The following is a 24,648-nucleotide window of genomic DNA, read 5'->3' on the forward strand; positions in this document are numbered from 1 at the left end:
ATTAAAGTTTAATTTCGATATCGACACCAGATGGTAAGTCTAATCGCATAAGAGCATCAACAGTTTGTGGTGTTGGGTTCACAATGTCGATTAAACGTTTATGTGTACGCATTTCAAATTGCTCACGAGAATCTTTGTATTTGTGCACCGCACGAAGGATTGTGTAAACTGATTTTTCAGTTGGCAACGGAATCGGACCAGATACGCTGGCACCAGAACGTTTTGCCGTTTCAACAATCTTCTCTGCAGATTGATCAAGGATTCTATGATCATATGCTTTCAAACGAATACGAATTTTTTGTTTTGCCATTATTTTCCCTCCTTTTCGCCTACATCACGTTAGACAGTTCTCCGTGAGAAAAACCTGAACACCTTGCCATGGCAAAGCGGCCGGGTGTGTCAGCAACCTCTCACTTCATCGCAGTCAAAGACCAACATACACCATTATACAGAAAATAGGCGTATGTTGCAAGACTTATTTAAAATATGCATGGTTTGCACACTTTTTTTATTATACAGGGGTTTTTCTTATTTATCAAGGACCTATCATAAATGGTGCCGTGCATGACGACTTAGTGTACTAGCGAATAATGACGGCTCCTCAATATGCGGGGTATGAGCTGAATTCTCAAATTGAACCCAGCGCTTTTCGGGCGCCACAAGTTCTTGATAATACTGTTTTGATATTTCAGCGGGAACAATTAAGTCATGTTTCCCTGAAATGAAAACACACGGTACTTTAATAGAAGGAACAGATCTAAATGCATTAAACCGATACAACTCATCAGATAAATGTTTTTTGCTGAAGCGCAGTCCATTGAGGAAGCTATGAATGTTTCGCACACCATACTCATTACCAGTAAGCATTTGAAATAAAACAGCAAGAGATTGCCGATGTAGGCGAGTGAATCCTCCTCTGCTTATCTCAACACAAAACCGATAGATAAGATGCTGGATATCCTGCTTCCAAGGCGGAGCCCCAATGAAACGTGTGAGCAAAGATAATATGCTGGCTTTCTTTGTTTCAGAAATATCACGAATATGTTGATAAGCAGTTGATTCTTCATCGTGAGGGCTAACAACCTGACTGATTCCATAATAAGCGTAAAACAAATCCGGGCACTGCTGCACTACATGAAGCGCCAACATTGACCCCCAAGAATGACCAGCCAGATATAGTTTTGTTTTTGAAAAGTGCGCTAAGAGCCATTGAGTGACATGGATTGTATCTTTAATGAAGTGATTTATTGTCATGGAGTGTTGCGAAATTCGTTTAGAATATGAAAGCCCTGATCCTCTCTGATCCCAATGAACTACAGTGAAATACTGTTCCAACTCTTTTTGATAATGTCTAATGTATCCGATTTGCGGCGTTCCCGGCCCCCCATGTAAAAAAAGCAGCAATGGATTTTCAACATCAGCTCCATTTATCATCAGCATTTGCTTTGTATTTTCAATACTCAGTTCTTTCATGACTGCGATTGATCTCTTTTCAGGAATCATAGATAGTAGCCCCTCGAATATGATAGATCCTATTATACAAGAAAAAGATAAGCAAACAAAAAACGAGACCCGCAGGGGTCTCGTTTAAAAGCATACTATTACTCAGTGATTGTAGAAACAACGCCTGAACCAACAGTACGTCCGCCTTCACGAATAGAGAAACGAGTTCCTTCTTCGATAGCGATTGTAGAGATAAGTTCAACGTTCATTTCAGTGTTATCTCCAGGCATAACCATTTCTACGCCTTCTGGAAGATGGATGATACCAGTTACGTCAGTTGTACGGAAGTAGAACTGAGGACGGTAGTTAGAGAAGAATGGAGTATGACGTCCACCCTCTTCTTTAGAAAGAACGTAAACTTCAGCTTTGAATTTGCTGTGTGGAGTGATTGTACCTGGTTTAGCAAGTACTTGACCACGTTGGATTTCTTCACGAGATACACCGCGAAGAAGGGCACCAATGTTGTCACCAGCTTCAGCGTAGTCAAGAAGCTTACGGAACATTTCAACACCTGTAACAGTTGTTTTCTTGTTCTCTTCTTGAAGACCGATGATTTCAACTTCGTCACCGACTTTAACTTGTCCACGTTCTACACGGCCAGTAGCAACTGTACCACGACCAGTGATTGAGAATACGTCCTCAACTGGCATCATGAATGGTTTTTCAGTGTCGCGCTCTGGAGTTGGGATGTACTCATCAACCGCATCCATAAGTTCGAAGATTTTAGCTTCCCACTCAGCGTCTCCTTCAAGAGCTTTAAGAGCAGAACCTTTAACAACTGGTACATCATCACCAGGGAAGTCGTATTCGCTAAGAAGATCGCGAACTTCCATTTCAACTAGTTCAAGAAGCTCTTCGTCGTCTACCATGTCGCATTTGTTTAAGAATACAACGATGTATGGTACACCAACGTTTTTAGAAAGAAGGATGTGCTCACGAGTTTGTGGCATTGGGCCATCAGCAGCAGATACTACAAGGATAGCTCCGTCCATTTGCGCAGCACCAGTGATCATGTTTTTAACATAGTCAGCGTGTCCTGGGCAGTCAACGTGTGCATAGTGACGAGTTTCAGTTTCGTACTCAACGTGTGCAGTAGAGATTGTGATACCGCGCTCACGTTCTTCTGGAGCACCATCAATTTGATCGTACGCCATAGCTGTACCTTTACCAGATTTCTTATGAAGTACTGTTGTGATAGCAGCAGTTAAAGTTGTTTTACCATGGTCAACGTGTCCAATTGTACCAATATTGGCATGTGATTTGGAACGGTCGAATTTTTCTTTAGCCATTCTAAAATCCTCCTTAAGAGCTTTTAATTAGTAATGTATAGAGTGATAGGAAGTGAAAGAAAGCTTTCACTTCCTCATCTTACAATAGTAGTTATACTTGAGTTAAGCGGCAAAATCAATTATTCGCCTTTATTTTTTTTGATAATTTCTTCTGCAACGCTCTTCGGCACTTCTTCGTAGTGATCCATGTGCATAGTGAACGTACCGCGACCTTGCGTATTAGAACGAAGTGCAGTAGCGTAACCGAACATTTCAGCAAGAGGAACCATAGCGCGAACAACTTGAGCGTTACCGCGTGCTTCCATACCTTCTACGCGTCCGCGACGTGAAGTGATATCACCCATGATATCTCCCATGTATTCTTCTGGAATAACCACTTCTACTTTCATGATTGGTTCAAGAAGAACTGGGTTACATTTGCTGACTGCATTTTTCAATGCCATAGAAGCAGCAACTTTAAATGCCATTTCGTTTGAGTCAACATCATGGTAAGAACCGTCGAAAAGTTTAGCTTTAATGTCGATAAGCGGGAAGCCTGCTAGTACACCATTTTCAAGTGCATCTTCCAGACCTGCTTGAACAGCTGGGATGTATTCACGAGGAACGACCCCACCGACAATCGCATTTTCAAATTCAAAGCCAGCGCCTTCTTCGTTTGGTTCGAATTCGATCCAAACGTGTCCGAACTGACCGCGTCCACCAGACTGACGTACGAATTTACCTTCAACTTTTGCACCGGTACGGAATGTTTCACGGTACGCAACCTGAGGAGCACCAACATTGGCTTCTACTTTAAATTCGCGTTTCATACGGTCAACAATGATGTCAAGGTGAAGTTCACCCATACCAGAGATGATCGTTTGGCCAGTTTCTGGGTTTGTTTGAGTACGGAATGTAGGATCTTCTTCAGCAAGTTTCGCTAAAGCGATACCCATTTTATCTTGGTCAGCTTTTGATTTAGGCTCAATAGCAACGTCGATAACTGGTTCTGGGAATTCCATTGACTCAAGGATAACAAGATCCTTCTCATCACATAGAGTATCTCCAGTAGTTGTATCTTTTAGACCTACAGCAGCTGCGATATCCCCTGCGTATACAGTAGAGATTTCTTCACGGCTGTTAGCGTGCATTTGAAGAATACGTCCAACACGCTCACGTTTGCCTTTAGTAGAGTTTTTCACGTATGAACCGGAATCAAGTGTTCCAGAGTACACACGGAAGAACGTCAACTTACCAACGTAAGGGTCAGTCATAACTTTAAATGCTAATGCAGAGAATGGCTCTTCATCAGAAGAATGACGCTCAATCTCTTCATTTGTATCAGGACGTGTACCTTTGATTGCAGCAACGTCAGTTGGTGCAGGAAGGTAGTCAAGAACAGCATCAAGTACGAGTTGAACACCTTTGTTTTTGAAGGCAGAACCAACAAGAACAGGGTAGAATTCAACATTTAATGTACCTTTACGGATTCCTGCTTTTAACTCGTCAATTGTGATTTCTTCACCCTCAAGGTATTTATCCATAAGCTCTTCATCAAGCTCACATACAGCTTCAATAAGGCTGTTGCGAAGCTCTTCAGCTTGCTCTTTGTACTCTTCAGGGATTTCTTTTGCATCAGAACGAGTTCCGAGGTCATCTTCGTAGAAATACGCAACGTTCTCTACAAGGTCGATGATGCCTTCGAAGTTATCTTCAGCACCGATCGGCAATTGGATTGCATGAGCGTTTGCTTGAAGACGGTCTCTTAAAGTTCCTACAGAGTATAGGAAGTCTGCACCGATTTTGTCCATTTTGTTAACAAAAACGATACGTGGTACTCCATAAGTTGTTGCCTGACGCCAAACAGTTTCTGTTTGAGGCTCAACGCCTGATTGCGCGTCAAGTACAGCAACAGCACCATCAAGTACACGAAGAGAACGTTCAACTTCAACTGTGAAGTCTACGTGTCCTGGAGTATCGATGATGTTTACGCGGTATCCTTTCCACTGTGCAGTTGTCGCAGCGGAAGTGATTGTGATACCACGTTCTTGTTCCTGCTCCATCCAGTCCATTTGTGAAGCTCCTTCATGAGTTTCACCAATTTTGTGGATACGACCAGTATAGAACAAGATACGTTCTGTAGTAGTCGTTTTACCGGCATCGATGTGAGCCATGATACCGATATTACGAGTTTTTTCTAAGGAGAACTCTCTTGCCATTGGGTAATTTCTCCTTCCTTATTAGGAAATTGTGTTTTGTTAATCTATAAATCCTACCAGCGATAGTGAGCAAATGCTTTGTTTGCTTCAGCCATCTTATGAGTGTCTTCACGTTTCTTAACAGCAGCACCAGTGTTGTTAGCTGCGTCAAGGATTTCGTTAGCTAAACGCTCTTCCATCGTTTTTTCTCCGCGAAGACGAGCGTAGTTAACTAACCAGCGAAGTCCAAGAGTCGTACGACGTTCAGGACGAACTTCTACAGGAACTTGGTAGTTCGCACCACCTACACGGCGTGCTTTTACTTCAAGTACAGGCATGATGTTTTTCAATGCTTGTTCGAAAACCTCCATTGCATCATTGCCAGTACGTTCTTTAATGATATCGAATGACTTGTATAGGATTGTTTGAGACTTACCTTTTTTACCATCGATCATCATTTTGTTGATTAGACGAGATACAAGCTTAGAGTTGTAAATCGGATCAGGTAAAACATCTCTTTTTGCTACAGGACCTTTACGTGGCATCTGAATATCCTCCCTTCATCAATTATGCGTATTTTCGTTTATTATTTTGCTTTAGGTTTTTTCGTACCGTATTTAGAACGGCCTTGTGCACGGTTTTCAACTCCAGCAGTATCAAGCGCACCACGAACGATGTGGTAACGTACCCCTGGTAAGTCTTTTACACGTCCACCGCGGATAAGTACAACACTGTGCTCTTGCAGGTTGTGACCGATACCAGGAATGTAAGCAGTAACCTCGATTCCGTTAGTCAAACGAACACGAGCATATTTACGAAGTGCTGAGTTCGGTTTTTTCGGTGTCATTGTACCAACACGAGTACATACCCCGCGTTTTTGTGGAGAAGATACGTTAGTGTGCTCTTTTTTAAAGCTGTTGTATCCTTTGTTAAGTGCAGGAGACTTTGAGTTTTCTACTTTACTCACGCGTCCTTTGCGAATTAGCTGATTAATTGTAGGCATGATATTTTCCTCCCTTCATTACGTTTTATAACCCACATACCCAGGTGGTTCATCAAAAGGCAAAAAACAATGTCTTTACACAAGATGGAATCTTACGCAAAAACAAAAGTACGTTATAAAATAATGGCAACAGCGGCTGCTCCTACCTCAATTCCGCAGGCTTTGCCGAGCTTTTTCATGGATTCAACCATTAAGACAGAGATACCTTGATCTTCCGCAAGTGAAACAACACTTGACGTGAGTATCGGATCTGCGTCCTTTGCAACGACTACTTCCTTTACTGAACCTCGCTTTAGAGCTTTCACTGTTTGCTTCGTACCAATAATAATTGATTTGGCCTGTGATACTTTATCATAAGACATAAACATATCCTCCAAAGTAACAGGTTTATTTCGAGCACCTTGGTTATATTATCATTCTAGGAGACGAATGTCAACAAGGTATGACATTTTTTAGTTTCTATCTTCTCATAGAGTGACTTTTTAATAAATATATCTGCTGAAAGACTGTTTTGCAGTCTTTCAGCAGAATGGAATCAGTTATTCAACCGGAACCATATCGTCAGTCGGCTGAACATTTGATACTGGTTTTACTTTACGGTATTTCATCATACCTGTACCAGCTGGAACAAGCTTACCGATGATAACATTCTCTTTCAAGCCGAGAAGCTCATCACGCTTACCTTTGATCGCTGCATCTGTAAGGACACGCGTTGTTTCCTGGAAGGAAGCAGCAGATAAGAATGAGTCAGTCTCAAGAGATGCTTTTGTAATACCGAGTAAGACAGGACGGCCTGTAGCAGGGCGATTGCCTTCAAGCAATACCTTTTTGTTCGCTTCAGTAAATTGGTGAATATCAAGCAATGTACCTGGAAGCACATCAGTGTCACCGGCATCAATTACGCGTACTTTGCGAAGCATCTGGCGAACCATTACTTCTACGTGTTTATCACCGATTTCAACACCCTGCATACGGTAAACCTTTTGAACCTCATGGAGAAGATACTCTTGAACAGTCGTCAGGTCAGTCACTTTAAGAAGTTCTTTCGGATCGATTGAACCTTCTGTAAGCACTTGGCCTCGAGTAATTTTATCTCCTTCCGCTACTTTCAGGCGGGAGTTGTAAGGTGCCGTATAAGAACGTGTTTCCACTGCGCCTTGAACCACAATTTCCTGTTGCTTATCACGAACTTCATTGATCTCAACGACTGTACCGTCGATTTCTGTAATTGTTGCCTGACCTTTCGGATTACGCGCTTCGAAAAGCTCTTGGATACGCGGAAGACCCTGTGTGATATCATCTCCGGCAACCCCGCCTGTATGGAATGTACGCATTGTTAACTGTGTACCAGGCTCACCGATTGATTGGGCAGCAATGATTCCGACAGCTTCACCGACTTCAACATCGGAGCCAGTTGCAAGATTTCTGCCATAGCATCGTTTACATACACCATGAGGCGTATTACATGTGAAGGCAGAACGGATCCACACTTCTTCAATGCCGGCTTCGACAATCTCCAGCGCCTTATCTTCATCGATCAGTTCGTTTTCATTCACAAGCACTTCACCTGTTTCAGGGTGCTTCACTTGTTTTCGTGCAAAACGTCCGATTAAGCGTTCTTCTAAGCGCTCAATTGTTTCGGTTCCTTCTTTAAGAGGCTTAGCAAGAATGCCTCGGTCAGTTCCGCAATCAGTTTCACGAATGATAACATCCTGCGCAACGTCAACGAGACGGCGTGTAAGGTAACCTGAGTCAGCAGTTTTAAGAGCTGTATCGGCAAGACCTTTACGCGCACCGTGTGTGGAGATAAAGTACTCCAATACTGTCAGACCTTCACGGAAACTTGATTTGATCGGCAACTCAATGATACGTCCAGCCGGGTTGGCCATCAGGCCGCGCATTCCGGCAAGCTGCGTAAAGTTAGATGCGTTACCACGGGCACCAGAGTCACTCATCATGTAGATCGGGTTGAGTTCATCAAGTGATTTCATCAGTTTGCCTTGGATAACGTCTTTTGCAGCACTCCAGATAGAGATGACTCTCTCATAACGTTCTTCTTCAGTGATAAGACCGCGGCGGAACTGCTTCATAACGTTGTCAACTTTGCTTTGCGCTTCTTCAAGAATTTCTTGTTTATCATCGAGTACGACGATGTCAGAAACCCCAACTGTAATACCAGCTTTTGTTGAATATTTGAAACCCAGGTTTTTCATGCGGTCAAGCATTTTAGACGTTTCCGTGATATGGAATCGTTTAAAGATTTCCGCGATGATTTTACCCAGAATACCTTTTTTGAACGGTGCATTAATTGGCTGCTGTGCGATGACAGCTTTAACGTCAGCACCTTTTTCCAAGAAGAAACGGTCAGGTGTTTTCTCTTCAATGTTGCTCTTCGTTGGTTCATTCATATAAGGGAATGATTCCGGAAGAATTTCATTGAAGACAAGCTTACCGACAGTTGTAATTAACAATTTTGAGCGCTGTTCTTCGGTAAATGTCACATTCTTAAGGGAGTTAGCTGCAACAGCTACTCTCGTATGAAGGTGAACATATCCGTTTTGATAAGCAAGAAGCGCTTCGTCTGTATTCTTGAAAACCATACCTTCACCGACAGCACCGGCACGCTCAAGTGTCAGGTAATAGTTACCAAGTACCATATCCTGAGACGGTGTTACAACCGGTTTACCATCTTTAGGGTTCAAGATGTTTTGAGCAGCAAGCATCAAGATGCGTGCTTCAGCTTGTGCTTCTGCAGATAATGGTACGTGAACCGCCATTTGGTCACCATCAAAGTCAGCGTTGTAAGCTGTACATACGAGCGGGTGAAGGCGGATTGCGCGTCCTTCAACAAGCGTTGGTTCAAACGCCTGAATACCTAATCTGTGAAGTGTAGGGGCACGGTTCAGCAGTACTGGGTGCTCCTTAATTACTGATTCTAATACATCCCAAACTTCAGGCTGTACGCGCTCAATTTTGCGTTTCGCACTCTTAATGTTGTGTGCAAGACCCTTTTCAACAAGTTCTTTCATAACGAAAGGCTTGAAGAGTTCAAGCGCCATTTCCTTCGGTAATCCGCATTGGTACATTTTCAAATGAGGACCAACAACGATTACAGAACGTCCGGAGTAATCAACACGTTTACCAAGAAGGTTTTGACGGAAACGGCCTTGCTTCCCTTTCAGCATGTGAGAAAGAGATTTTAACGGTCTGTTACCAGGACCTGTTACAGGGCGTCCGCGGCGGCCGTTGTCAATTAAGGCATCGACAGCCTCTTGAAGCATACGCTTTTCGTTTTGAACGATGATGCTAGGCGCACCAAGGTCCAAAAGGCGTTTCAAACGATTGTTACGGTTGATGACACGACGATAAAGATCGTTCAAATCAGAAGTCGCAAAACGTCCGCCATCTAGCTGAACCATCGGTCTAAGCTCCGGAGGAATAACAGGAAGCACATCAAGGATCATCCAAGAAGGCTTGTTTCCTGAGTTACGGAAGGCTTCTAAAACTTCAAGACGTTTGATCGCACGAGTACGGCGTTGTCCTTGTGAAGTTTTCAGCTCTTCTTTTAACATATCAACTTCTTTTACAAGATCAATATCTTGAAGAAGTTTATGAATTGCTTCAGCACCCATAGACGCTTGGAATTTATTACCGTATTTATCAAGATAAGCACGGTATTCTTTCTCAGACAGAAGCTGTTTCTTTTCAAGCGGTGTATTTGCCGGGTCAGTTACAACGTAAGAAGCAAAGTAAATAACTTCTTCTAAAGCACGAGGTGACATATCCAGCACAAGACCCATACGGCTTGGAATACCTTTGAAATACCAAATGTGAGAAACTGGGGCAGCCAGTTCAATGTGCCCCATTCTCTCACGACGGACTTTAGCCCGTGTTACTTCGACTCCGCAACGGTCACAAACTACGCCTTTATAACGAACTCGCTTGTACTTCCCGCAATGACATTCCCAGTCCTTAGTCGGTCCGAAAATGCGTTCGCAGAATAGACCGTCCTTTTCAGGTTTTAACGTACGATAGTTTATCGTTTCAGGCTTTTTCACTTCACCAAAAGACCATGAACGGATTTTATCCGGTGAAGCAAGACCGATGTTCATATACTCAAAATTGTTCACATCTAGCAAGGGGCCTACCTCCCTTTTTATCTTCGGATTAACCGATGTCACTTGCCTTTATAACTAGAGATTATTCTTTTGTTACTACATCACGTTCAACGTCTGCAGATGCTGTTTCTTCCGGCTCTTCATCACCTGATAATGCCAGGCCGTCAGCTTGTTTTGCATCTTCTTCGTCTTCTAAATCTCTCATTTCTATTTCTTCTTCATCGCTGGAAAGGATTTTAACATCCATACCTAAGCTTTGAAGTTCTTTGATTAATACTTTGAATGATTCCGGAACACCTGGTTCAGGAACATTGTCGCCTTTAACGATGGCTTCGTATGTTTTCACACGTCCAACCACGTCATCAGACTTAACAGTCAGAATTTCTTGAAGAGTGTAAGCCGCACCGTAAGCTTCAAGTGCCCAAACTTCCATCTCACCGAAACGCTGTCCGCCAAATTGAGCTTTACCGCCAAGAGGCTGCTGCGTAACAAGTGAGTAAGGACCTGTGGAGCGTGCATGAAGTTTATCGTCAACCATGTGAGCCAGTTTGATCATGTACATGATACCGACAGATACGCGGTTATCAAACGGCTCTCCAGTACGTCCGTCGTAAAGCACTGTTTTGGCGTCACGAGACATGCCGGCTTCTTCAAGTGTTTCCCAGACATCCTCTTCACGCGCTCCGTCAAATACAGGAGATGCAATGTGAATGCCGAGGTAACGAGCGGCCATACCCATATGAAGTTCTAATACCTGCCCGATGTTCATACGTGATGGTACGCCTAGCGGGTTAAGCATGATATCAATTGGTGTGCCGTCAGGAAGGTAAGGCATATCCTCTTCAGGAAGAATCTTAGAGATAACACCTTTGTTACCGTGACGACCGGCCATTTTATCCCCTTCAGAAATCTTACGTTTCTGAACGATATATACGCGGACTAACTGGTTAACACCTGGAGGAAGTTCGTCTCCGTCTTCACGGTTGAAGACTTTAACGTCATGGATAATTCCTCCGCCGCCGTGAGGCACACGAAGAGAAGTATCACGAACCTCGCGGGCTTTCTCGCCAAAGATGGCGTGAAGCAGGCGTTCTTCTGCAGTCAGTTCAGTTACGCCTTTAGGCGTTACTTTACCAACAAGAAGATCTCCGTCTTTTACTTCTGCCCCGATACGGATGATTCCGCGGTCATCAAGATTGCGAAGCGCATCTTCACCGACGTTTGGAATATCGCGAGTGATTTCTTCAGGTCCAAGTTTCGTATCACGTGCTTCTGATTCGTATTCTTCAATGTGGATAGATGTATAAACATCATCTTTCACAAGGCGTTCACTCATGATGATGGCATCCTCATAGTTGTAGCCATCCCATGTCATGAAGCCGACCATTACGTTACGGCCAAGTGCAAGTTCACCAAGCTCCATAGAAGGACCGTCAGCAAGGATTTCTCCTTTTACCACTTCATCGCCGACACTTACGATCGGACGCTGGTTGTAGCACGTACCTTGGTTAGAGCGGACAAATTTCAGCAGGCTGTATTTATCCAGGTTTCCTTTTACTTTTTGACCGTCCACTTCTTCATAACGGCGAACCCAAACGTTTTTCGCTTCTACGCGTTCAACGATACCAGGGTGTTTACAAATAACAGCGGCACCAGAGTCTTTTCCTGATACGTATTCCATACCAGTTCCAACAAATGGCGCTTCTGGCTGCATCAAAGGCACAGCCTGACGCTGCATGTTCGCTCCCATGAGGGCACGGTTGGAGTCATCGTTTTCTAAGAACGGGATACATGCTGTCGCAGCAGATACAACCTGCTTAGGCGATACATCCATGTAGTCTACACGGTTTCTGGAAACAACGGTGTTCTCCCCGCGGAAACGAGCTACGATGCTGTCATCAATAAAGGCGCCTTCGTCATCGAGGCGAGCGTTCGCTTGAGCGACAACATAGTTATCCTCTTCATCAGCAGTTAAGTAATCGATTCTGCCCGTTACCTTCCCTGTTTCAGGGTCAACGCGGCGATATGGCGTTTCAATAAAGCCAAAACGGTTTACTTTTGCATAAGATGATAGTGAGTTGATCAAACCGATGTTCGGGCCCTCAGGCGTTTCAATCGGACACATACGGCCATAGTGGGAGTAGTGAACGTCACGTACTTCCATTCCGGCACGCTCACGTGTCAATCCGCCCGGTCCTAATGCTGACAGACGGCGCTTGTGCGTTAATTCAGCAAGCGGGTTCGTCTGATCCATGAATTGAGAAAGCTGAGAGCTTCCAAAGAACTCTTTAATGGATGCAATAACAGGACGAATATTGATCAGCTGCTGAGGCGTAATTGTATTCGTATCTTGAATTGACATTCTCTCACGAACCACACGCTCCATACGGCTTAAACCGATACGGAATTGGTTCTGGAGAAGCTCGCCTACAGAACGTAAACGGCGGTTTCCAAGATGATCGATATCATCTGTGTCGCCTACTCCGTGCAGCAGGTTGAAGAAGTAGCTGATTGAAGAAATAATATCAGCAGGCGTGATGTTTTTAATCTCTTCTTCGATGTAAGCATTCCCGATTACATTAATAACCTGTTCTCCTTCTTGATCAGTCGGAGCAAAGATTTTAATGGATTGAAGAGTCACTTCATCTTCAACAACACCGCCATTCGGATACAGCTTTCTGAAACCGATTCCGTTTTCTAAGTATGGCAGTACTTTATCAAGTGTTCTTCTATCAAGAATCTGACCTTTTTCAGCAAGGATTTCTCCTGTTTCAGGATCAACGAGCGTTTCAGCAAGTCTCTGATTGAAGAGGCGATTCTTAATATGAAGTTTTTTATTAATTTTATAGCGTCCTACATTGGCAAGATCGTATCGTTTCGGATCAAAGAAACGAGAATCAAGCAAGCTTTTCGCATTTTCTACTGTAGGCGGCTCTCCAGGACGGAGACGCTCGTAAATTTCAAGCAACGCTTTGTCGCTGTTTTCTGTGTTATCTTTATCAAGCGTATTTCTCAGGTATTCGTTTTCTCCTATAAGATCAAGAATCTCTTGATCGGAGCCGAAGCCGAGAGCACGCAAAAGAACCGTAACCGGCAACTTACGTGTGCGATCAATGCGGACATAAACAACATCTTTCGCATCAGTTTCGTATTCTAACCATGCGCCACGGTTTGGAATGACAGTTGCGGTAAAACCTTTTTTACCGTTCTTGTCTACTTTACCACTGAAATATACACTTGGAGACCGAACAAGCTGGGAAACGATAACGCGTTCCGCACCGTTAATGATAAAAGTACCTGTGTCTGTCATAATAGGGAAATCACCCATGAAGACATCTTGGTCTTTTACCTCTCCAGTTTCTTTGTTAATTAAACGAACCTTCACTCTTAGCGGAGCTGAGTAAGTCACATCACGTTCTTTTGATTCCTCTACAGGATATTTAGGCTCACCTAAACTATAATCAATGAACTCAAGAGAGAGGTTACCAGTGAAATCCTCAATTGGTGATATGTCTTGAAACATCTCTCTAAGACCCTCATCAAGAAACCACTGATAAGAAGAGGTTTGAATTTCAATGAGATTTGGTAATTCTAACACTTCGCTAATGCGAGCATAGCTTCTGCGCTGGCGGTGTCGTCCATACTGAACTAGTTGACCTGTCAACTGATTCACCCCTCAAATCATGCGTATTATATGTGTAATAAGCATTTCTTCCAAAGAAAGAAAATACTTTTACAAGACAAAAGAAAAAAGGGTTTCTAATTAAGAAAACCACATCCAAAAACAAATACCGATTTTATTAGCATTTCCATACTTGTATAATTTATACATAGATATTGACAATTCATCATATCAAGCAAAATATATACATTGGCATTTTACAATATTAACATAGTTAAAATACCGAGTCAAATTTTTTTTGCTTTTATGATATAATAGCCTTTCTTTTTTTGAACGACGGAAACTTCATCGAACAGTTCCCCGAGTTTTTCAATGGCAGAAGGCGCGCCTTGCTTTTTCTGTATGACGATCCACAACTCACCTGAAGCTTTTAAGTGTTCAGCGCTTTTCTCAAAGATAGCATGGACAACTTTTTTTCCGGCTCGGATTGGGGGATTTGTAAGAATAGAAGCAAATGTTTGAGCAGAATCAACGTTTGAAAACAAATCGCTTTGATAAATCTTAACGTTTGTTATTCCGTTATGTTCCGCATTTTCATTTGATAGTTCTACGGCTCTCTCATTAACGTCAATCATGTGGATAGTCCGGTCTTTAAAGTCGCTGGCCAACGATAAACCAATCGGGCCGTACCCGCAGCCTACATCCAGAAAGCTGCCCTCAACCTCAGGCTCTTCAAAAGAATCAATCAGCAGGCGGGAGCCGAAATCAACTTCTTTTTTAGAAAAAACCCCGCTGTCGCTGGTAAACGTGAAATCTTTATTCCGAAGCCTAAAAGACCAGGTTTGCTTGTTGCTTTTTACTGAAGGTTTTTCTGAATAATAGTGCTCACTCATTATTAGAACCTCCTTTTTTCATGGCTTAAAGAATGGCAAAGAAAAAGCTCGCCTCATAAAAGCGAGCTTCCCCTCCAGGTAAGTGAAGATTACTTAACTTCTACAGAAGCGCCAACTTCTTCAAGTTTAGCTTTAAGCTCTTCAGCTTCTTCTTTAGCAATACCTTCTTTAAGTGGTTTTGGAGTGTTGTCAACAAGTTCTTTAGCTTCTTTCAAGCCAAGACCAGTGATTTCACGTACAACTTTGATAACTTTGATTTTTTGAGATCCTGCACCAGCAAGGATAAGGTCGAATTCGCTTTGCTCTTCAGCAGCTCCGCCTGCAGCAGCTCCGCCAGCTACAGCTACAGGAGCAGCAGCAGTTACGCCAAATTCTTCTTCAATTGCTTTTACTAGGTCGTTCAATTCAAGTACAGTTGCTTCTTTAACGGAAGCAATGATTTCTTCGATATTTAAAGCCATTTGTAATTCCTCCATTTTTGTTTTAATTTATGAAAAACTGATTAGATTAAGCGCCTTGTTCTTCCTTTTGTTCTGCCACAGCTTTTGCAGCAAGAGCAAAGTTGCGAACTGGAGCTTGAAGTACGCTAAGCAACATAGAAAGCAAGCCTTCGCGTGATGGAAGTTCAGCAAGAGCTTTCACTTCTTCAACAGTAGAAACTTTACCTTCGATAACGCCAGCTTTGATTTCAAGAGCTTCGTGATTTTTAGCGAAGTCATTCAGAACTTTAGCCGGAGCGACAACATCTTCAGTGCTGAATGCGATCGCGTTCGGTCCAGTTAAGAAATCATTCAAACCATTAAGTTCAGCTTGTTCAACCGCACGGCGAGTCATCGTATTTTTGTAAACTTTGAACTCAACGTTAGCTTCGCGAAGCTGTTTACGAAGTTCAGTTACTTCAGAAACGTTAAGTCCGCGATAGTCAACGATGATCGTTGATTTACTTTCTTTCAGTTTAGAAGCAATCTCTTCAACAACAACTTTTTTAGTTTCAATTGCGCTGCTCATGGTTACACCTCCTGTAGATTCTTGTGTAACACTTATACCGTTAGGTGATCACGACTGAGACGACGGATTCCATATAAAAAGCCTCCATGAGACATGGAGGCTGTATATACAAGCATACGTAACGTAATAGCTGTGATAATATACACCTCGGTAGGATGATTAAGCGGTTAGGCCCCTACTGTCTACGGTATAAATGATATTCTATTTTACAACATTTTGAATCATATCAGAATGTTGATGTCATGTCAATATTATTTTACGTTAAAAGTTGAAGCGTCTACTTTGACACCAGGTCCCATAGTAGAAGTTACAGCAACATTTTTCACGTAAACGCCTTTAGCTGCAGCAGGTTTAGCTTTCAGGATTGTATCGTACATTGTTGTGAAGTTCTCAACAAGTTTTTCATCCTCGAAAGAAACTTTACCGATAGGAACATGAATGTTTCCAGCTTTATCAACGCGGTATTCAACTTTACCAGCTTTGATTTCGCCGATAGCTTTTTCAACTTCGAAAGTAACTGTACCAGTTTTAGGGTTTGGCATTAAACCTTTTGGTCCAAGTACGCGACCGATTTTACCAACTTCACCCATCATGTCAGGTGTAGCTACGATTACATCGAAATCGAACCAGCCTTGTTGAATTTTGTTGATGTAGTCAGTATCGCCTACGAAATCTGCACCAGCAGCTTCAGCTTCTTTCGCTTTTTCGCCTTTTGCGAAAACGAGAACGCGCTGAGTTTTACCAGTTCCGTTTGGAAGCACAACTGCTCCGCGGATTTGCTGGTCATTTTTACGAGGGTCAACCCCTAAACGGAAAGCCACTTCAACTGTAGCGTCGAATTTAGCTGTATTTGTTTTTTTAACGAGAGCTACTGCTTCAGAAACGTCGTAAGCTTTAGAACGGTCTACAAGCTTAGCAGCTTCAACGTACTTTTTACCTTTTTTAGCCATTTTAAAATTTCCTCCTTATGTGGTTATAGCGGAATAACCTCCCACGAATAAGGGTTGCGAACTTGTTAAAACTCGCAACCCGACAAGAAACAAATTAATCCTCGATTACAATACCCATACTGCGGGCAGTACCTTCAACCATGCGCATTGCCGCTTCAACGTCTGCTGCGTTTAAGTCAGGCATTTTCGTTTCAGCGATTTCGCGTACTTTATCGCGCTTAACGGTTGCCACTTTATTACGGTTTGGTTCACCAGAACCAGACTCAATTCCAGCTGCTTTTTTAAGCAATACTGCAGCAGGTGGAGTTTTTGTAATAAATGTAAATGAACGGTCTTCGTAAACCGAAATTTCAACAGGAATGATTAAACCAGCTTGGTCAGCTGTACGAGCGTTAAACTCCTTACAGAATCCCATGATGTTAACACCGGCTTGACCAAGTGCAGGTCCAACTGGTGGTGCTGGGTTAGCTTTTCCAGCAGGAATTTGCAATTTTACAACTTTTACTACTTTTTTAGCCACGAGACACACCTCCTTAAGTCCGTGATGTGGTAATAGGGTAAACCCTCCCACTCAAGGTTTCATTCTTTATATGAATGACGAAATATCATGCTAGTTGCCTTGGATAAGTCCAAGACGTACCTTTGCTATATTATCATTTATATATAGCAATTTCAAGTTTTTTCACATTACAATTTATCGATTTGGGTAAATTCCAGCTCAACCGGCGTTTCGCGGCCGAACATATTAACGAAAACTTTGACCTTGCTTTTGTCATAATCAATCTCTTCAATCGATCCAGTAAAGTTAGCAAAAGGTCCGTCTATTACTTTCACTGTCTCTTTCAATTCAAAGTCAATATCAGTTTTGCGTTCGTCCATGCCCATTCTCTTTAGAATGGTTTCTGCTTCGCCCGGAAGAAGCGGCGTCGGTTTTGAACCTGATCCGGCAGATCCTACGAATCCAGTAACGCCCGGCGTGTTGCGGACAACATACCAAGAGTCGTCTGTCATTACAATTTCAACAAGCACATAACCAGGGAATACTTTCTTTTTCACGACTTTTTTCTTGCCGTTTTTGATATCCGTTTCTTCTTCTTCGGGTACGACTACACGGAAAATTTTATCCTGCATCCCCATTGATTCAACACGTTTTTCCAAGTTGGCTTTTACTTTATTCTCATAACCAGAGTACGTGTGAACAACATACCAATTCTTTTCCATTCTCTTCAGGACTGTCCAGTCCTTCCCTCCCCGCATTTGGTTTTAGTGAATTACCATAACGCTTCAAAAAATAGGCGGCAAGCCTATGATAACTTTCATTTTAAGCCACAATAAAAAACCCGCTGAACGGGTTTTGGCAAGTAATATTATGATCTATTATAGCACGTATTGCTGATCATTATTCAACTATTAAACGAATTAATTGAGAAATTCCTGTGTCAAGGAGGGCAAAAAAGATAACAAAAAAGATAACTGTTGAAATTACCGTAATGGTATAACGCGTTAACTCTTTTCCTTTAGGCCAGCTTACCTTTTTCATTTCTTTCCCAACATCTTTAAAGAATTTCATAATACGCATGTAAAAGACCTCCACAATTTAAAAGCGCAAAAACTATTTTGTTTCAAGATGAGCTGTATGTGAATTGCAAGTACTGCAGTATTTCTTTACTTCTAATCGCTCAGCCGCTGATGCAGAGCTCTTCATTGTCGTATAATTACGGTTTCCGCATGTCTTGCATGCTAACGTAATCTTTTTTCTCATGTCATTACACCTTTTTCTAAATAGACATTAGTTCTTATCTTTAGTAACATATCATAGTCAGAAAAATACTGTCAATATAGCATAAATTCCTATTACAAACTGATTTCGCGAATTTCCAAGTACTTCTCCAGCTTGCGTTTCACACGCTGAAGGGCATTGTCGATCGATTTCACATGTCGGTTCAGTTCATCGGAAATCTCTTGGTAACTTCTCCCGTCGAGATATAAGACGAGTACTTTTCTCTCTAAATCACTTAATAGTTCTCCCATTTTCATTTCAATGTCATCAAATTCTTCCTGATTAATGATCATTTCCTCAGGATTTAAGGTTTTCGCCCCTGAAATGACATCAAGCAGCGTTCGGTCTGATTCTTCATCAAAAATCGGTTTATCTAATGAGACGTAGGAATTCAAAGGAATGTGTTTCTGGCGAGTAGCTGTCTTTATTGCGGTAATAATTTGGCGGGTAATACATAATTCTGCAAAAGCTTTGAAAGAGGTAAGCTTGTCCTCTTTGAAGTCACGAATAGACTTGTAGAGGCCTATCATACCTTCCTGAACAATATCTTCTCTGTCCGCCCCTATTAAGAAATAGGATCTTGCTTTCGCCCGAACAAAGTTTCGGTACTTCGTAATCAAGTAATCTAACGCATCACTGTCCCCAACATGAACCTTTTCAATGACCTGCTCGTCCTCCAACTGGCAAAACTGCTCTTTGTTGAATTTTCCCTTGTTGTTCTGTAGATTCACTCCGATCCCCCCGGCGCACGTAGATAGAAATATTATACAGTATTGGGCAAAAAAGCGTCAACTTAATCTAAGTCTCCCCGCCTCCACTTTTCAAACGTTTTCAAAACCTCTTCCGATAAAGCAATTTTACCCGCCGGCTTTTCGGAAGTGATTTTTCTTACCCGTCTCTCTATTCGCCTTTCAATCGCTTCTACCTCTCTCAAAAGCTCCCGGGCCGATTTCCGCAATGCCCCCTGTCCGAAAATCGCCCATTGCTCAGTATAGTCAGAGGTCGCAACGTGAATTTGAGTCGCGATATTATTCAAAGCCTGAGCGAGCTTTTCTATCCGTTCATCAGCCGTCTCATTTTCCTTTGTAAAAATCACTTCAACTCGATGGTTGGTCTGTTTTTTCTCAAGCCCTTTTACGAGATGCGCGTCAAAAACAACAATAACCCTGTTTCCTGTATACGATTGATATTCCGCCATTTTCTGAATCAGTACGTCTCTCGCCTCTTCGAAACTGTTCGCTTTTAAATCCTTTAGCTGCGGCCAGGCTCCAATCATGTTGTACCCGTCTACTAACAGGATATCCATGGGTCTTTATTCTCCCAGAGGGTTTCGTTTCCGGTAGACTTCATACATCAAAAGACCAGCCGCGACAGATGCATTTAATGAAGTTACCTTTCCGGCCATCGGGAGTTTAATGAGAAAATCACACTTTTCCTTCACGAGGCGGCCCATCCCTTTTCCTTCACTTCCGATGACTAAAGCCAAAGGCATATTGCCGTCCATATTGCGGTAATCCTCACGCGCGGACGCATCCGTTCCGACAACCCAAATTCCCCGCTCTTTCATCTCTTCTAACGTCCGTGCCAAATTGGTGACTCTTGCTACAGGAATGTGCTCAATTGCCCCTGTTGAAGCTTTTGCCACTGTTGTTGTCAGCCCGACAGCTCTCCGTTTTGGAATGACGATGCCATGAGCGCCGACCGCATCCGCTGTTCTCATAATGGAACCAAGATTATGAGGGTCTTCAAGCTCGTCCAGAATGAGGAAGAAAGGCTGTTCATTTCTTTCTTCGGCTGCTTTATATAAATCGTCCAGTTCTGCATATTCATACGCTGCAACCTGTGCCACTACGCCTTGATGCTGTCCTGTTACCATTTGATCGAGTTTTTTTCTCGGGACGTATTGAATCGTGATTCCCTGCTTTTTCGCAAGCTCAATCACTTGCTGTGCTTGTCCCTTTACGGTGTTTTCCGCCATCCACAGCTTATACAGCTTCCGATCAGATTTTAACGTCTCGATCACTGCATTCTTCCCTATGACGTAATCATGTTGCTGACTCATTTGTTTTCCTCCCTGACGTCCCGAATTGTATAGCTTCGGCTACGAGCTGACTAAGCCGTTCCTCTCTTTTCTCTAAAAAAAGGTAGCCCAGAAGCGCTTCAAATGCTGTACTATAGCGGTACGTCTGAACATCTGTATTTTTAGGTGTTGTTCCAGACTTGGCATTTCTGCCTCTTTTCAGCACCGCTTCCTCTTCTTCCGTAAAAAATGATTGATCCTGCAGAAAAAATAGGATCTCAGCCTGTGACTTTGCCGAAACAATCCGGCTTGATTTCTTATGAAGATCATTTGGTTTGGTAAAGCCCTGCTTAAGCAGGTGATGCCTTACATACACTTCAAAAATGGCATCACCTATATAAGCAAGCGCAAGACCGTTAAGCTGCTTTGAATCTTTTATCGTATCAAATTCAAGCATCCGTTATTCTCCCCGTTTCCAGCGAGTGCCTTGAGCCGTATCTTCAAGAATGATATTCATGCTTTTCAGCTGGTCGCGAATCTGGTCTGACAATGCAAAATCGCGATTCCGGCGCGCTTCATTTCGTTTTTCGATTAAGTCTTCAATCTCTTGATCGAGAAGTTCCTGCTCACCCAATGAAAAACCGAGAACAGAAACAATACGGTCAAACATCTCGATAAACGCCGTAATTACATGATCAGCCGTATGATCTTTCTGAAGATAATAATTGGCGTGTTTCGCTAAGTCGAACAAGACAGAAATCGCATTTGCCGTATTAAAATCATCGTCCATCGCTTCTTCAAATGCTTTGCGGTGTTCTTCAACTTTTTCAAGCCATTGATCGTCATCTTCCGTTAAATTCGTACTGCTGTTCAGACGGTGCTGAAGATTGCTGTACGCTGTTTTTAAACGGTTAAATGCGCTTTTCGTATTCTCCAGAAGCTCTTCTGAATAGTTAATCGGATGGCGATAATGAACAGATAGCATAAAGAATCTCAAAAGCTGCGGATCATGCTGTTTAATGATGTCATGCACAAGAACAAAGTTGCCCAGTGATTTTGACATTTTTTCATTATCAATATTGATATAGCCATTATGAAGCCAGTACTTCGCAAACGTTTTGCCTGTCAGCGCCTCTGATTGCGCAATTTCGTTTTCGTGGTGAGGGAATGTTAAATCCTGTCCCCCCGCATGGATATCAATCTGGTCACCCAGATATTTTTTCACCATTGCTGAGCATTCAATGTGCCAGCCCGGACGTCCTTTTCCCCAAGGGCTATCCCAAGAGATTTCCCCTTCTTTTGCCGCTTTCCACAGTGCGAAATCAAGAGCATCTTCTTTTTTCTCGCCGACCCGGATGCGTGCACCTGATCTTAGTTCATCGATTGATTGCTGAGAAAGCTTTCCGTATCCTTCAAACGCTCTTGTTTTGAAATAAACGTCACCTTCTGATTCATAAGCGTAGCCCTTTTTCACGAGCTGATCTACGAATTCAATAATGGCATCCATATTTTCCATCACTCGCGGATGAAGGTCGGCTTTTCGGCATCCGAGCGCACCTACATCTTCAAAGTATGCTTTAATAAAACGCTCTGAAATGGTAGGCACATCCTCACCAAGTTCATTTGCCGCTTTAATTAATTTATCGTCTACGTCTGTGAAGTTAGAGACATACTGCACATCATAGCCTTTATACTCCAAATAGTTTCGAACCGTATCGTAAACGATAGCCGGACGCGCGTTCCCGATGTGAATGTAATTGTAAACTGTCGGTCCGCATACGTACATTTTCACTTTCCCCTCTTCAAGAGGAACGAATGTTTCCTTCTGTCTAGTCAATGTATTATAAAGTGTGATTGTCATTTTTGATTGATCCTTTCTTTTCTGTCTTCAAGTTCTGCCTTCAGCTCTAAAATCTGCTGTTCCAAAGCCTTAAAGCGGTCAGCAACCGGATCGGGCAAATCCTGGTGGTTTAAATCGCGTCTTACTTTCTTGCCATTTTGTACAACGACCCGTCCAGGGATACCGACAACTGTTGAAAAATCAGGAACATCATGCAGCACTACTGAACCAGCGCCAATCTTTGAGCCTTCACCGACCGTAATAGAACCGAGCACTTTAGCACCTGTGGCTATCAATGCGTCATCTTTAATCGTTGGGTGCCTTTTTCCCTTTTCTTTCCCCGTTCCCCCGAGGGTAACCCCCTGAAAAACGGTTACGTTATTGCCGATTTCACATGTCTCCCCAATGACAACCCCCATGCCGTGGTCTATGAAAAACCTTCTCCCGATTGTAGCGCCGGGGTGGATTTCTATCCCGGTAAAAAATCGGCTTACTTGAGATATAAGGCGTGCAAGGAAATAAAATTTTCGTTTATATAAAGCATGTGCAATCCGATGCGCCCATATAGCATGTAAACCGGAATAAGTTAAAATCACTTCAAAATAGCTTCTTGCTGCAGGATCTTGATCGAACACAGTATCAATGTCTTCTTTGAGCATTCTAAAAAACACATGCTTCCCCCCGTTTCTCTATCTGATTTCCTCTGCCCAATAAAAAAAGCGTCTCTGCATGTAAACATGACAGAGACGCTTTAACCGCGCGGTTCCACTCTGTTTGAAAAGCAGACTTCTGCTCTCCCAACTTCAGCCTGTAACGGCGGCGGCCGCCTTTGAATACTGATTTTAAAAAACGTTCTTCAAAGGTCTTAAGGGCGCACTTCTAAAACCCGGCTCATGGATCTCTCTCAGCCAATGAAGATCCTTTCTGTAATGGCCTAAAGCTTTATACTCTTCCCTCTCAACAATCGTTTATTTAGATATTTTTCAAACGCTGAATTGCAGTCTCTTTACCGATCAATTCGATTGATTGCGGCAGTTCCGGACCGTGAGTTTGCCCTGTTACAGCAACACGAATCGGCATAAACAGTTTTTTCCCTTTGTGGCCAGTTTCTTTCTGCACTGCTTTGATCGATGCTTTGATATTATCTGGAGTGAACTCTTCAAGCTCTTCAAGCTTCGCAGCGAATGTGCTGAGCACTTCAGGAACCTGTTCTTCTTCCAGAACAGCTTTTGCTTCTTGATTATACTCGATCTCATCCGTAAAGAACAAATCAGTCAGCTCAACAATTTCCGCACCGTAGCTTAATTGCTCATGATACAGGGAAATCAATTTACGAACCCACTCTTGTTCTTCAGCAGAAAGCTCAGTGCCAACTTTGCCGGCTTTTTGCAAATGCGGAAGCGTAAGTTCAACAACCTGATCAAGATCCAGCTTCTTCACATATTGGTTGTTAACCCATTTTAGCTTATGCATATCAAACAAAGCTGGTGATTTAGATAAACGATTTACATCAAAAATTTCAATAAACTGCTCTTTTGTGAAAAGCTCTTCTTCACCAACCGGTGACCAGCCTAGCAGCCCGATAAAGTTGAACAGCGCTTCAGGCAAGTAGCCAAGCTCCTTGTACTGCTCGATGAATTGAATAATGGATTCATCACGTTTGCTGAGCTTTTTACGGCTTTCGTTTACGATCAGCGTCATATGCCCGAACTGAGGAATATCCCACCCGAATGCTTGATAAATCATAATCTGTTTCGGTGTGTTAGAAATATGGTCCTCACCGCGCAGCACGTGTGTCATTTTCATTAAGTAGTCATCAATAGCTACCGCGAAGTTATAAGTAGGCGTTCCGTCCTTTTTCACAATAACGAAGTCGCCAATGCCATCTGATTCAAAAGAAATTTCGCCCTTTACGATATCGTTGAAGGCGATGACTTTTCCTTCCGGCACGCGGAAACGAATACTCGGCTTTCTGCCTTCAGCAATAAATTTCTCCTCTTCTTCCTGAGTCAAATCTCTGTGTTTCCCAGAATAACGCGGCATTTCTCCGCGGGCAATCTGTTCTTCACGCTCTTTTTCAAGCTCTTCTTCCGTACAGTAGCATTTATAAGCAAGCCCTTTTTCAAGGAGCTCTTCATAGTACACTTTATAGATATCGTTACGCTCTGACTGACGGTATGGGCCGTACTCTCCGCCGACATCCACACTCTCATCCCAGTCAATACCCAGCCACTTCAGATAATTCAGCTGGCTTTGTTCTCCGCCCTCAATATTGCGCTTTTTATCTGTATCCTCAACTCGAATGATAAACTTACCGCCTTGATTGCGGGCAAATAAATAATTAAAAAGCGCCGTTCTGGCATTTCCAATATGCAAATGTCCGGTTGGACTCGGTGCATAACGGACGCGTACTTCGTTTCCCATTTTCAAATACTTCCTTTCATG

General features: G+C 42.8%; 24 protein-coding genes and 2 other annotated features. All 24 genes read right to left on the bottom strand.

Annotated elements, in window-relative coordinates; genetic code table 11:
* Nucleotide 1: 1 nt before the first annotated feature.
* The 24 genes from rpsJ to gltX all read right to left on the bottom strand — a co-directional run bounded on the left by rpsJ (nt 2) and on the right by gltX (nt 24,627).
* Nucleotides 2–310, bottom strand: coding sequence for a 30S ribosomal protein S10 (gene rpsJ / locus BLL41_RS20410; RefSeq protein WP_003156464.1), 309 nt, complete (start codon nt 308–310; stop codon nt 2–4).
* A gap of 236 nt (nt 311–546) precedes the next feature.
* A complete protein-coding gene (locus BLL41_RS20415) occupies nt 547–1,503 on the bottom strand; it encodes an alpha/beta fold hydrolase (protein WP_071579231.1) in 957 nt (318 codons plus the stop codon).
* Nucleotides 1,504–1,601: 98 nt separating this feature from the next.
* Nucleotides 1,602–2,792: an elongation factor Tu gene (gene tuf / locus BLL41_RS20420; RefSeq protein ID WP_003235058.1), complete on the bottom strand. Its 1,191-nt coding sequence runs from the start codon at nt 2,790–2,792 to the stop codon at nt 1,602–1,604.
* Nucleotides 2,793–2,911: 119 nt separating this feature from the next.
* Nucleotides 2,912–4,990: an elongation factor G gene (gene fusA, locus BLL41_RS20425; RefSeq protein WP_003235056.1), complete on the bottom strand. Its 2,079-nt coding sequence runs from the start codon at nt 4,988–4,990 to the stop codon at nt 2,912–2,914.
* 53 nt (nt 4,991–5,043) lie between these two features.
* Entirely contained in the window at nt 5,044–5,514 is a 471-nt protein-coding gene (gene rpsG / locus BLL41_RS20430) for a 30S ribosomal protein S7 (protein ID WP_003225784.1), read from the bottom strand.
* 41 nt (nt 5,515–5,555) lie between these two features.
* Nucleotides 5,556–5,972, bottom strand: a complete 417-nt coding sequence (gene rpsL / locus BLL41_RS20435; protein WP_003225781.1) for a 30S ribosomal protein S12 — start codon at nt 5,970–5,972, stop codon at nt 5,556–5,558.
* 113 nt (nt 5,973–6,085) lie between these two features.
* Nucleotides 6,086–6,334, bottom strand: coding sequence for a 50S ribosomal protein L7ae-like protein (locus tag BLL41_RS20440; RefSeq protein WP_003242012.1), 249 nt, complete (start codon nt 6,332–6,334; stop codon nt 6,086–6,088).
* 177 nt (nt 6,335–6,511) lie between these two features.
* Entirely contained in the window at nt 6,512–10,111 is a 3,600-nt protein-coding gene (gene rpoC / locus BLL41_RS20445) for a DNA-directed RNA polymerase subunit beta' (RefSeq protein WP_004399688.1), read from the bottom strand.
* A 61-nt stretch (nt 10,112–10,172) separates the two neighbouring features.
* A complete protein-coding gene (gene rpoB, locus BLL41_RS20450) occupies nt 10,173–13,754 on the bottom strand; it encodes a DNA-directed RNA polymerase subunit beta (RefSeq protein ID WP_071579232.1) in 3,582 nt (1,193 codons plus the stop codon).
* A gap of 245 nt (nt 13,755–13,999) precedes the next feature.
* A complete protein-coding gene (locus BLL41_RS20455; RefSeq protein WP_071579233.1) occupies nt 14,000–14,605 on the bottom strand; it encodes a class I SAM-dependent methyltransferase in 606 nt (201 codons plus the stop codon).
* 89 nt (nt 14,606–14,694) lie between these two features.
* Entirely contained in the window at nt 14,695–15,066 is a 372-nt protein-coding gene (gene rplL / locus BLL41_RS20460) for a 50S ribosomal protein L7/L12 (protein WP_003156436.1), read from the bottom strand.
* A 46-nt stretch (nt 15,067–15,112) separates the two neighbouring features.
* On the bottom strand, nt 15,113–15,613 hold the full coding sequence (gene rplJ / locus BLL41_RS20465) for a 50S ribosomal protein L10 (protein ID WP_014662526.1): 501 nt from the start codon (nt 15,611–15,613) through the stop codon (nt 15,113–15,115).
* Between the two features lie 65 nt (nt 15,614–15,678).
* Nucleotides 15,679–15,819: a sequence feature (ribosomal protein L10 leader region), on the bottom strand.
* Between the two features lie 45 nt (nt 15,820–15,864).
* Nucleotides 15,865–16,563, bottom strand: a complete 699-nt coding sequence (gene rplA / locus BLL41_RS20470) for a 50S ribosomal protein L1 (protein ID WP_071579234.1) — start codon at nt 16,561–16,563, stop codon at nt 15,865–15,867.
* Nucleotides 16,564–16,657: 94 nt separating this feature from the next.
* Nucleotides 16,658–17,083 (bottom strand): 50S ribosomal protein L11, encoded by a 426-nt coding sequence (rplK, locus tag BLL41_RS20475; RefSeq protein WP_003156430.1) that lies wholly within the window; start codon nt 17,081–17,083, stop codon nt 16,658–16,660.
* 167 nt (nt 17,084–17,250) lie between these two features.
* A complete protein-coding gene (nusG, locus tag BLL41_RS20480) occupies nt 17,251–17,784 on the bottom strand; it encodes a transcription termination/antitermination protein NusG (protein WP_003225764.1) in 534 nt (177 codons plus the stop codon).
* Between the two features lie 178 nt (nt 17,785–17,962).
* Nucleotides 17,963–18,142: a preprotein translocase subunit SecE gene (gene secE, locus BLL41_RS20485; RefSeq protein ID WP_004399676.1), complete on the bottom strand. Its 180-nt coding sequence runs from the start codon at nt 18,140–18,142 to the stop codon at nt 17,963–17,965.
* A 33-nt stretch (nt 18,143–18,175) separates the two neighbouring features.
* Complete coding sequence (gene rpmG, locus BLL41_RS20490; protein WP_003156421.1) at nt 18,176–18,325, bottom strand: 50S ribosomal protein L33; 150 nt, start codon at nt 18,323–18,325, stop codon at nt 18,176–18,178.
* A 92-nt stretch (nt 18,326–18,417) separates the two neighbouring features.
* Nucleotides 18,418–19,074: an RNA polymerase sporulation sigma factor SigH gene (gene sigH / locus BLL41_RS20495; RefSeq protein WP_003225758.1), complete on the bottom strand. Its 657-nt coding sequence runs from the start codon at nt 19,072–19,074 to the stop codon at nt 18,418–18,420.
* Between the two features lie 62 nt (nt 19,075–19,136).
* Nucleotides 19,137–19,649, bottom strand: a complete 513-nt coding sequence (gene rae1 / locus BLL41_RS20500; RefSeq protein WP_003225756.1) for a ribosome-dependent mRNA decay endonuclease Rae1/YacP — start codon at nt 19,647–19,649, stop codon at nt 19,137–19,139.
* Between the two features lie 6 nt (nt 19,650–19,655).
* On the bottom strand, nt 19,656–20,405 hold the full coding sequence (rlmB, locus tag BLL41_RS20505) for a 23S rRNA (guanosine(2251)-2'-O)-methyltransferase RlmB (RefSeq protein ID WP_003225755.1): 750 nt from the start codon (nt 20,403–20,405) through the stop codon (nt 19,656–19,658).
* Nucleotides 20,389–20,820, bottom strand: coding sequence for a mini-ribonuclease 3 (locus tag BLL41_RS20510; protein ID WP_071579235.1), 432 nt, complete (start codon nt 20,818–20,820; stop codon nt 20,389–20,391). The genes rlmB and BLL41_RS20510 overlap by 17 nt, the downstream gene beginning before the upstream one ends.
* Nucleotides 20,821–20,823: 3 nt before the next feature.
* Entirely contained in the window at nt 20,824–22,224 is a 1,401-nt protein-coding gene (cysS, locus tag BLL41_RS20515; protein WP_014478619.1) for a cysteine--tRNA ligase, read from the bottom strand.
* Nucleotides 22,221–22,874 carry a serine O-acetyltransferase gene (gene cysE / locus BLL41_RS20520; RefSeq protein WP_071579236.1) on the bottom strand — a complete coding sequence of 218 codons (654 nt, stop codon included), beginning with the start codon at nt 22,872–22,874 and terminating at the stop codon, nt 22,221–22,223. Before cysE ends, cysS begins: the two co-directional genes overlap by 4 nt.
* Before the next feature lie 68 nt (nt 22,875–22,942).
* Nucleotides 22,943–23,173: a binding site (T-box leader), on the bottom strand.
* A 2-nt stretch (nt 23,174–23,175) separates the two neighbouring features.
* Nucleotides 23,176–24,627: a glutamate--tRNA ligase gene (gene gltX, locus BLL41_RS20530; RefSeq protein ID WP_071579237.1), complete on the bottom strand. Its 1,452-nt coding sequence runs from the start codon at nt 24,625–24,627 to the stop codon at nt 23,176–23,178.
* Nucleotides 24,628–24,648: the final 21 nt, after the last annotated feature.

The organism is Bacillus sp. FMQ74, assembly GCF_001875785.1.
Lineage (GTDB): Bacteria > Bacillota > Bacilli > Bacillales > Bacillaceae > Bacillus > Bacillus stercoris.

What these genes read in the sequence shown, in the direction of transcription:
- tuf (WP_003235058.1), bottom strand. Translation starts at nt 2,792, where the DNA reads ATGGCTAAAGAAAAATTCGACCGTTCCAAATCACATGCCAATATTGGT.
- secE (WP_004399676.1), bottom strand. Translation starts at nt 18,142, where the DNA reads ATGCGTATTATGAAATTCTTTAAAGATGTTGGGAAAGAAATGAAAAAG.
- gltX (WP_071579237.1), bottom strand. Translation starts at nt 24,627, where the DNA reads ATGGGAAACGAAGTACGCGTCCGTTATGCACCGAGTCCAACCGGACAT.
- nusG (WP_003225764.1), bottom strand. Translation starts at nt 17,784, where the DNA reads ATGGAAAAGAATTGGTATGTTGTTCACACGTACTCTGGTTATGAGAAT.
- rplL (WP_003156436.1), bottom strand. Translation starts at nt 15,066, where the DNA reads ATGGCTTTAAATATCGAAGAAATCATTGCTTCCGTTAAAGAAGCAACT.
- rae1 (WP_003225756.1), bottom strand. Translation starts at nt 19,649, where the DNA reads ATGGATATCCTGTTAGTAGACGGGTACAACATGATTGGAGCCTGGCCG.
- rpsG (WP_003225784.1), bottom strand. Translation starts at nt 5,514, where the DNA reads ATGCCACGTAAAGGTCCTGTAGCAAAAAGAGATGTTTTACCTGATCCG.
- cysS (WP_014478619.1), bottom strand. Translation starts at nt 22,224, where the DNA reads ATGACAATCACACTTTATAATACATTGACTAGACAGAAGGAAACATTC.
- rlmB (WP_003225755.1), bottom strand. Translation starts at nt 20,405, where the DNA reads ATGAGTCAGCAACATGATTACGTCATAGGGAAGAATGCAGTGATCGAG.
- rpsL (WP_003225781.1), bottom strand. Translation starts at nt 5,972, where the DNA reads ATGCCTACAATTAATCAGCTAATTCGCAAAGGACGCGTGAGTAAAGTA.
- rplA (WP_071579234.1), bottom strand. Translation starts at nt 16,563, where the DNA reads ATGGCTAAAAAAGGTAAAAAGTACGTTGAAGCTGCTAAGCTTGTAGAC.
- rpmG (WP_003156421.1), bottom strand. Translation starts at nt 18,325, where the DNA reads ATGAGAAAAAAGATTACGTTAGCATGCAAGACATGCGGAAACCGTAAT.
- BLL41_RS20455 (WP_071579233.1), bottom strand. Translation starts at nt 14,605, where the DNA reads ATGAGTGAGCACTATTATTCAGAAAAACCTTCAGTAAAAAGCAACAAG.
- fusA (WP_003235056.1), bottom strand. Translation starts at nt 4,990, where the DNA reads ATGGCAAGAGAGTTCTCCTTAGAAAAAACTCGTAATATCGGTATCATG.
- BLL41_RS20415 (WP_071579231.1), bottom strand. Translation starts at nt 1,503, where the DNA reads ATGATTCCTGAAAAGAGATCAATCGCAGTCATGAAAGAACTGAGTATT.
- rpsJ (WP_003156464.1), bottom strand. Translation starts at nt 310, where the DNA reads ATGGCAAAACAAAAAATTCGTATTCGTTTGAAAGCATATGATCATAGA.
- rplJ (WP_014662526.1), bottom strand. Translation starts at nt 15,613, where the DNA reads ATGAGCAGCGCAATTGAAACTAAAAAAGTTGTTGTTGAAGAGATTGCT.
- BLL41_RS20440 (WP_003242012.1), bottom strand. Translation starts at nt 6,334, where the DNA reads ATGTCTTATGATAAAGTATCACAGGCCAAATCAATTATTATTGGTACG.
- BLL41_RS20510 (WP_071579235.1), bottom strand. Translation starts at nt 20,820, where the DNA reads ATGCTTGAATTTGATACGATAAAAGATTCAAAGCAGCTTAACGGTCTT.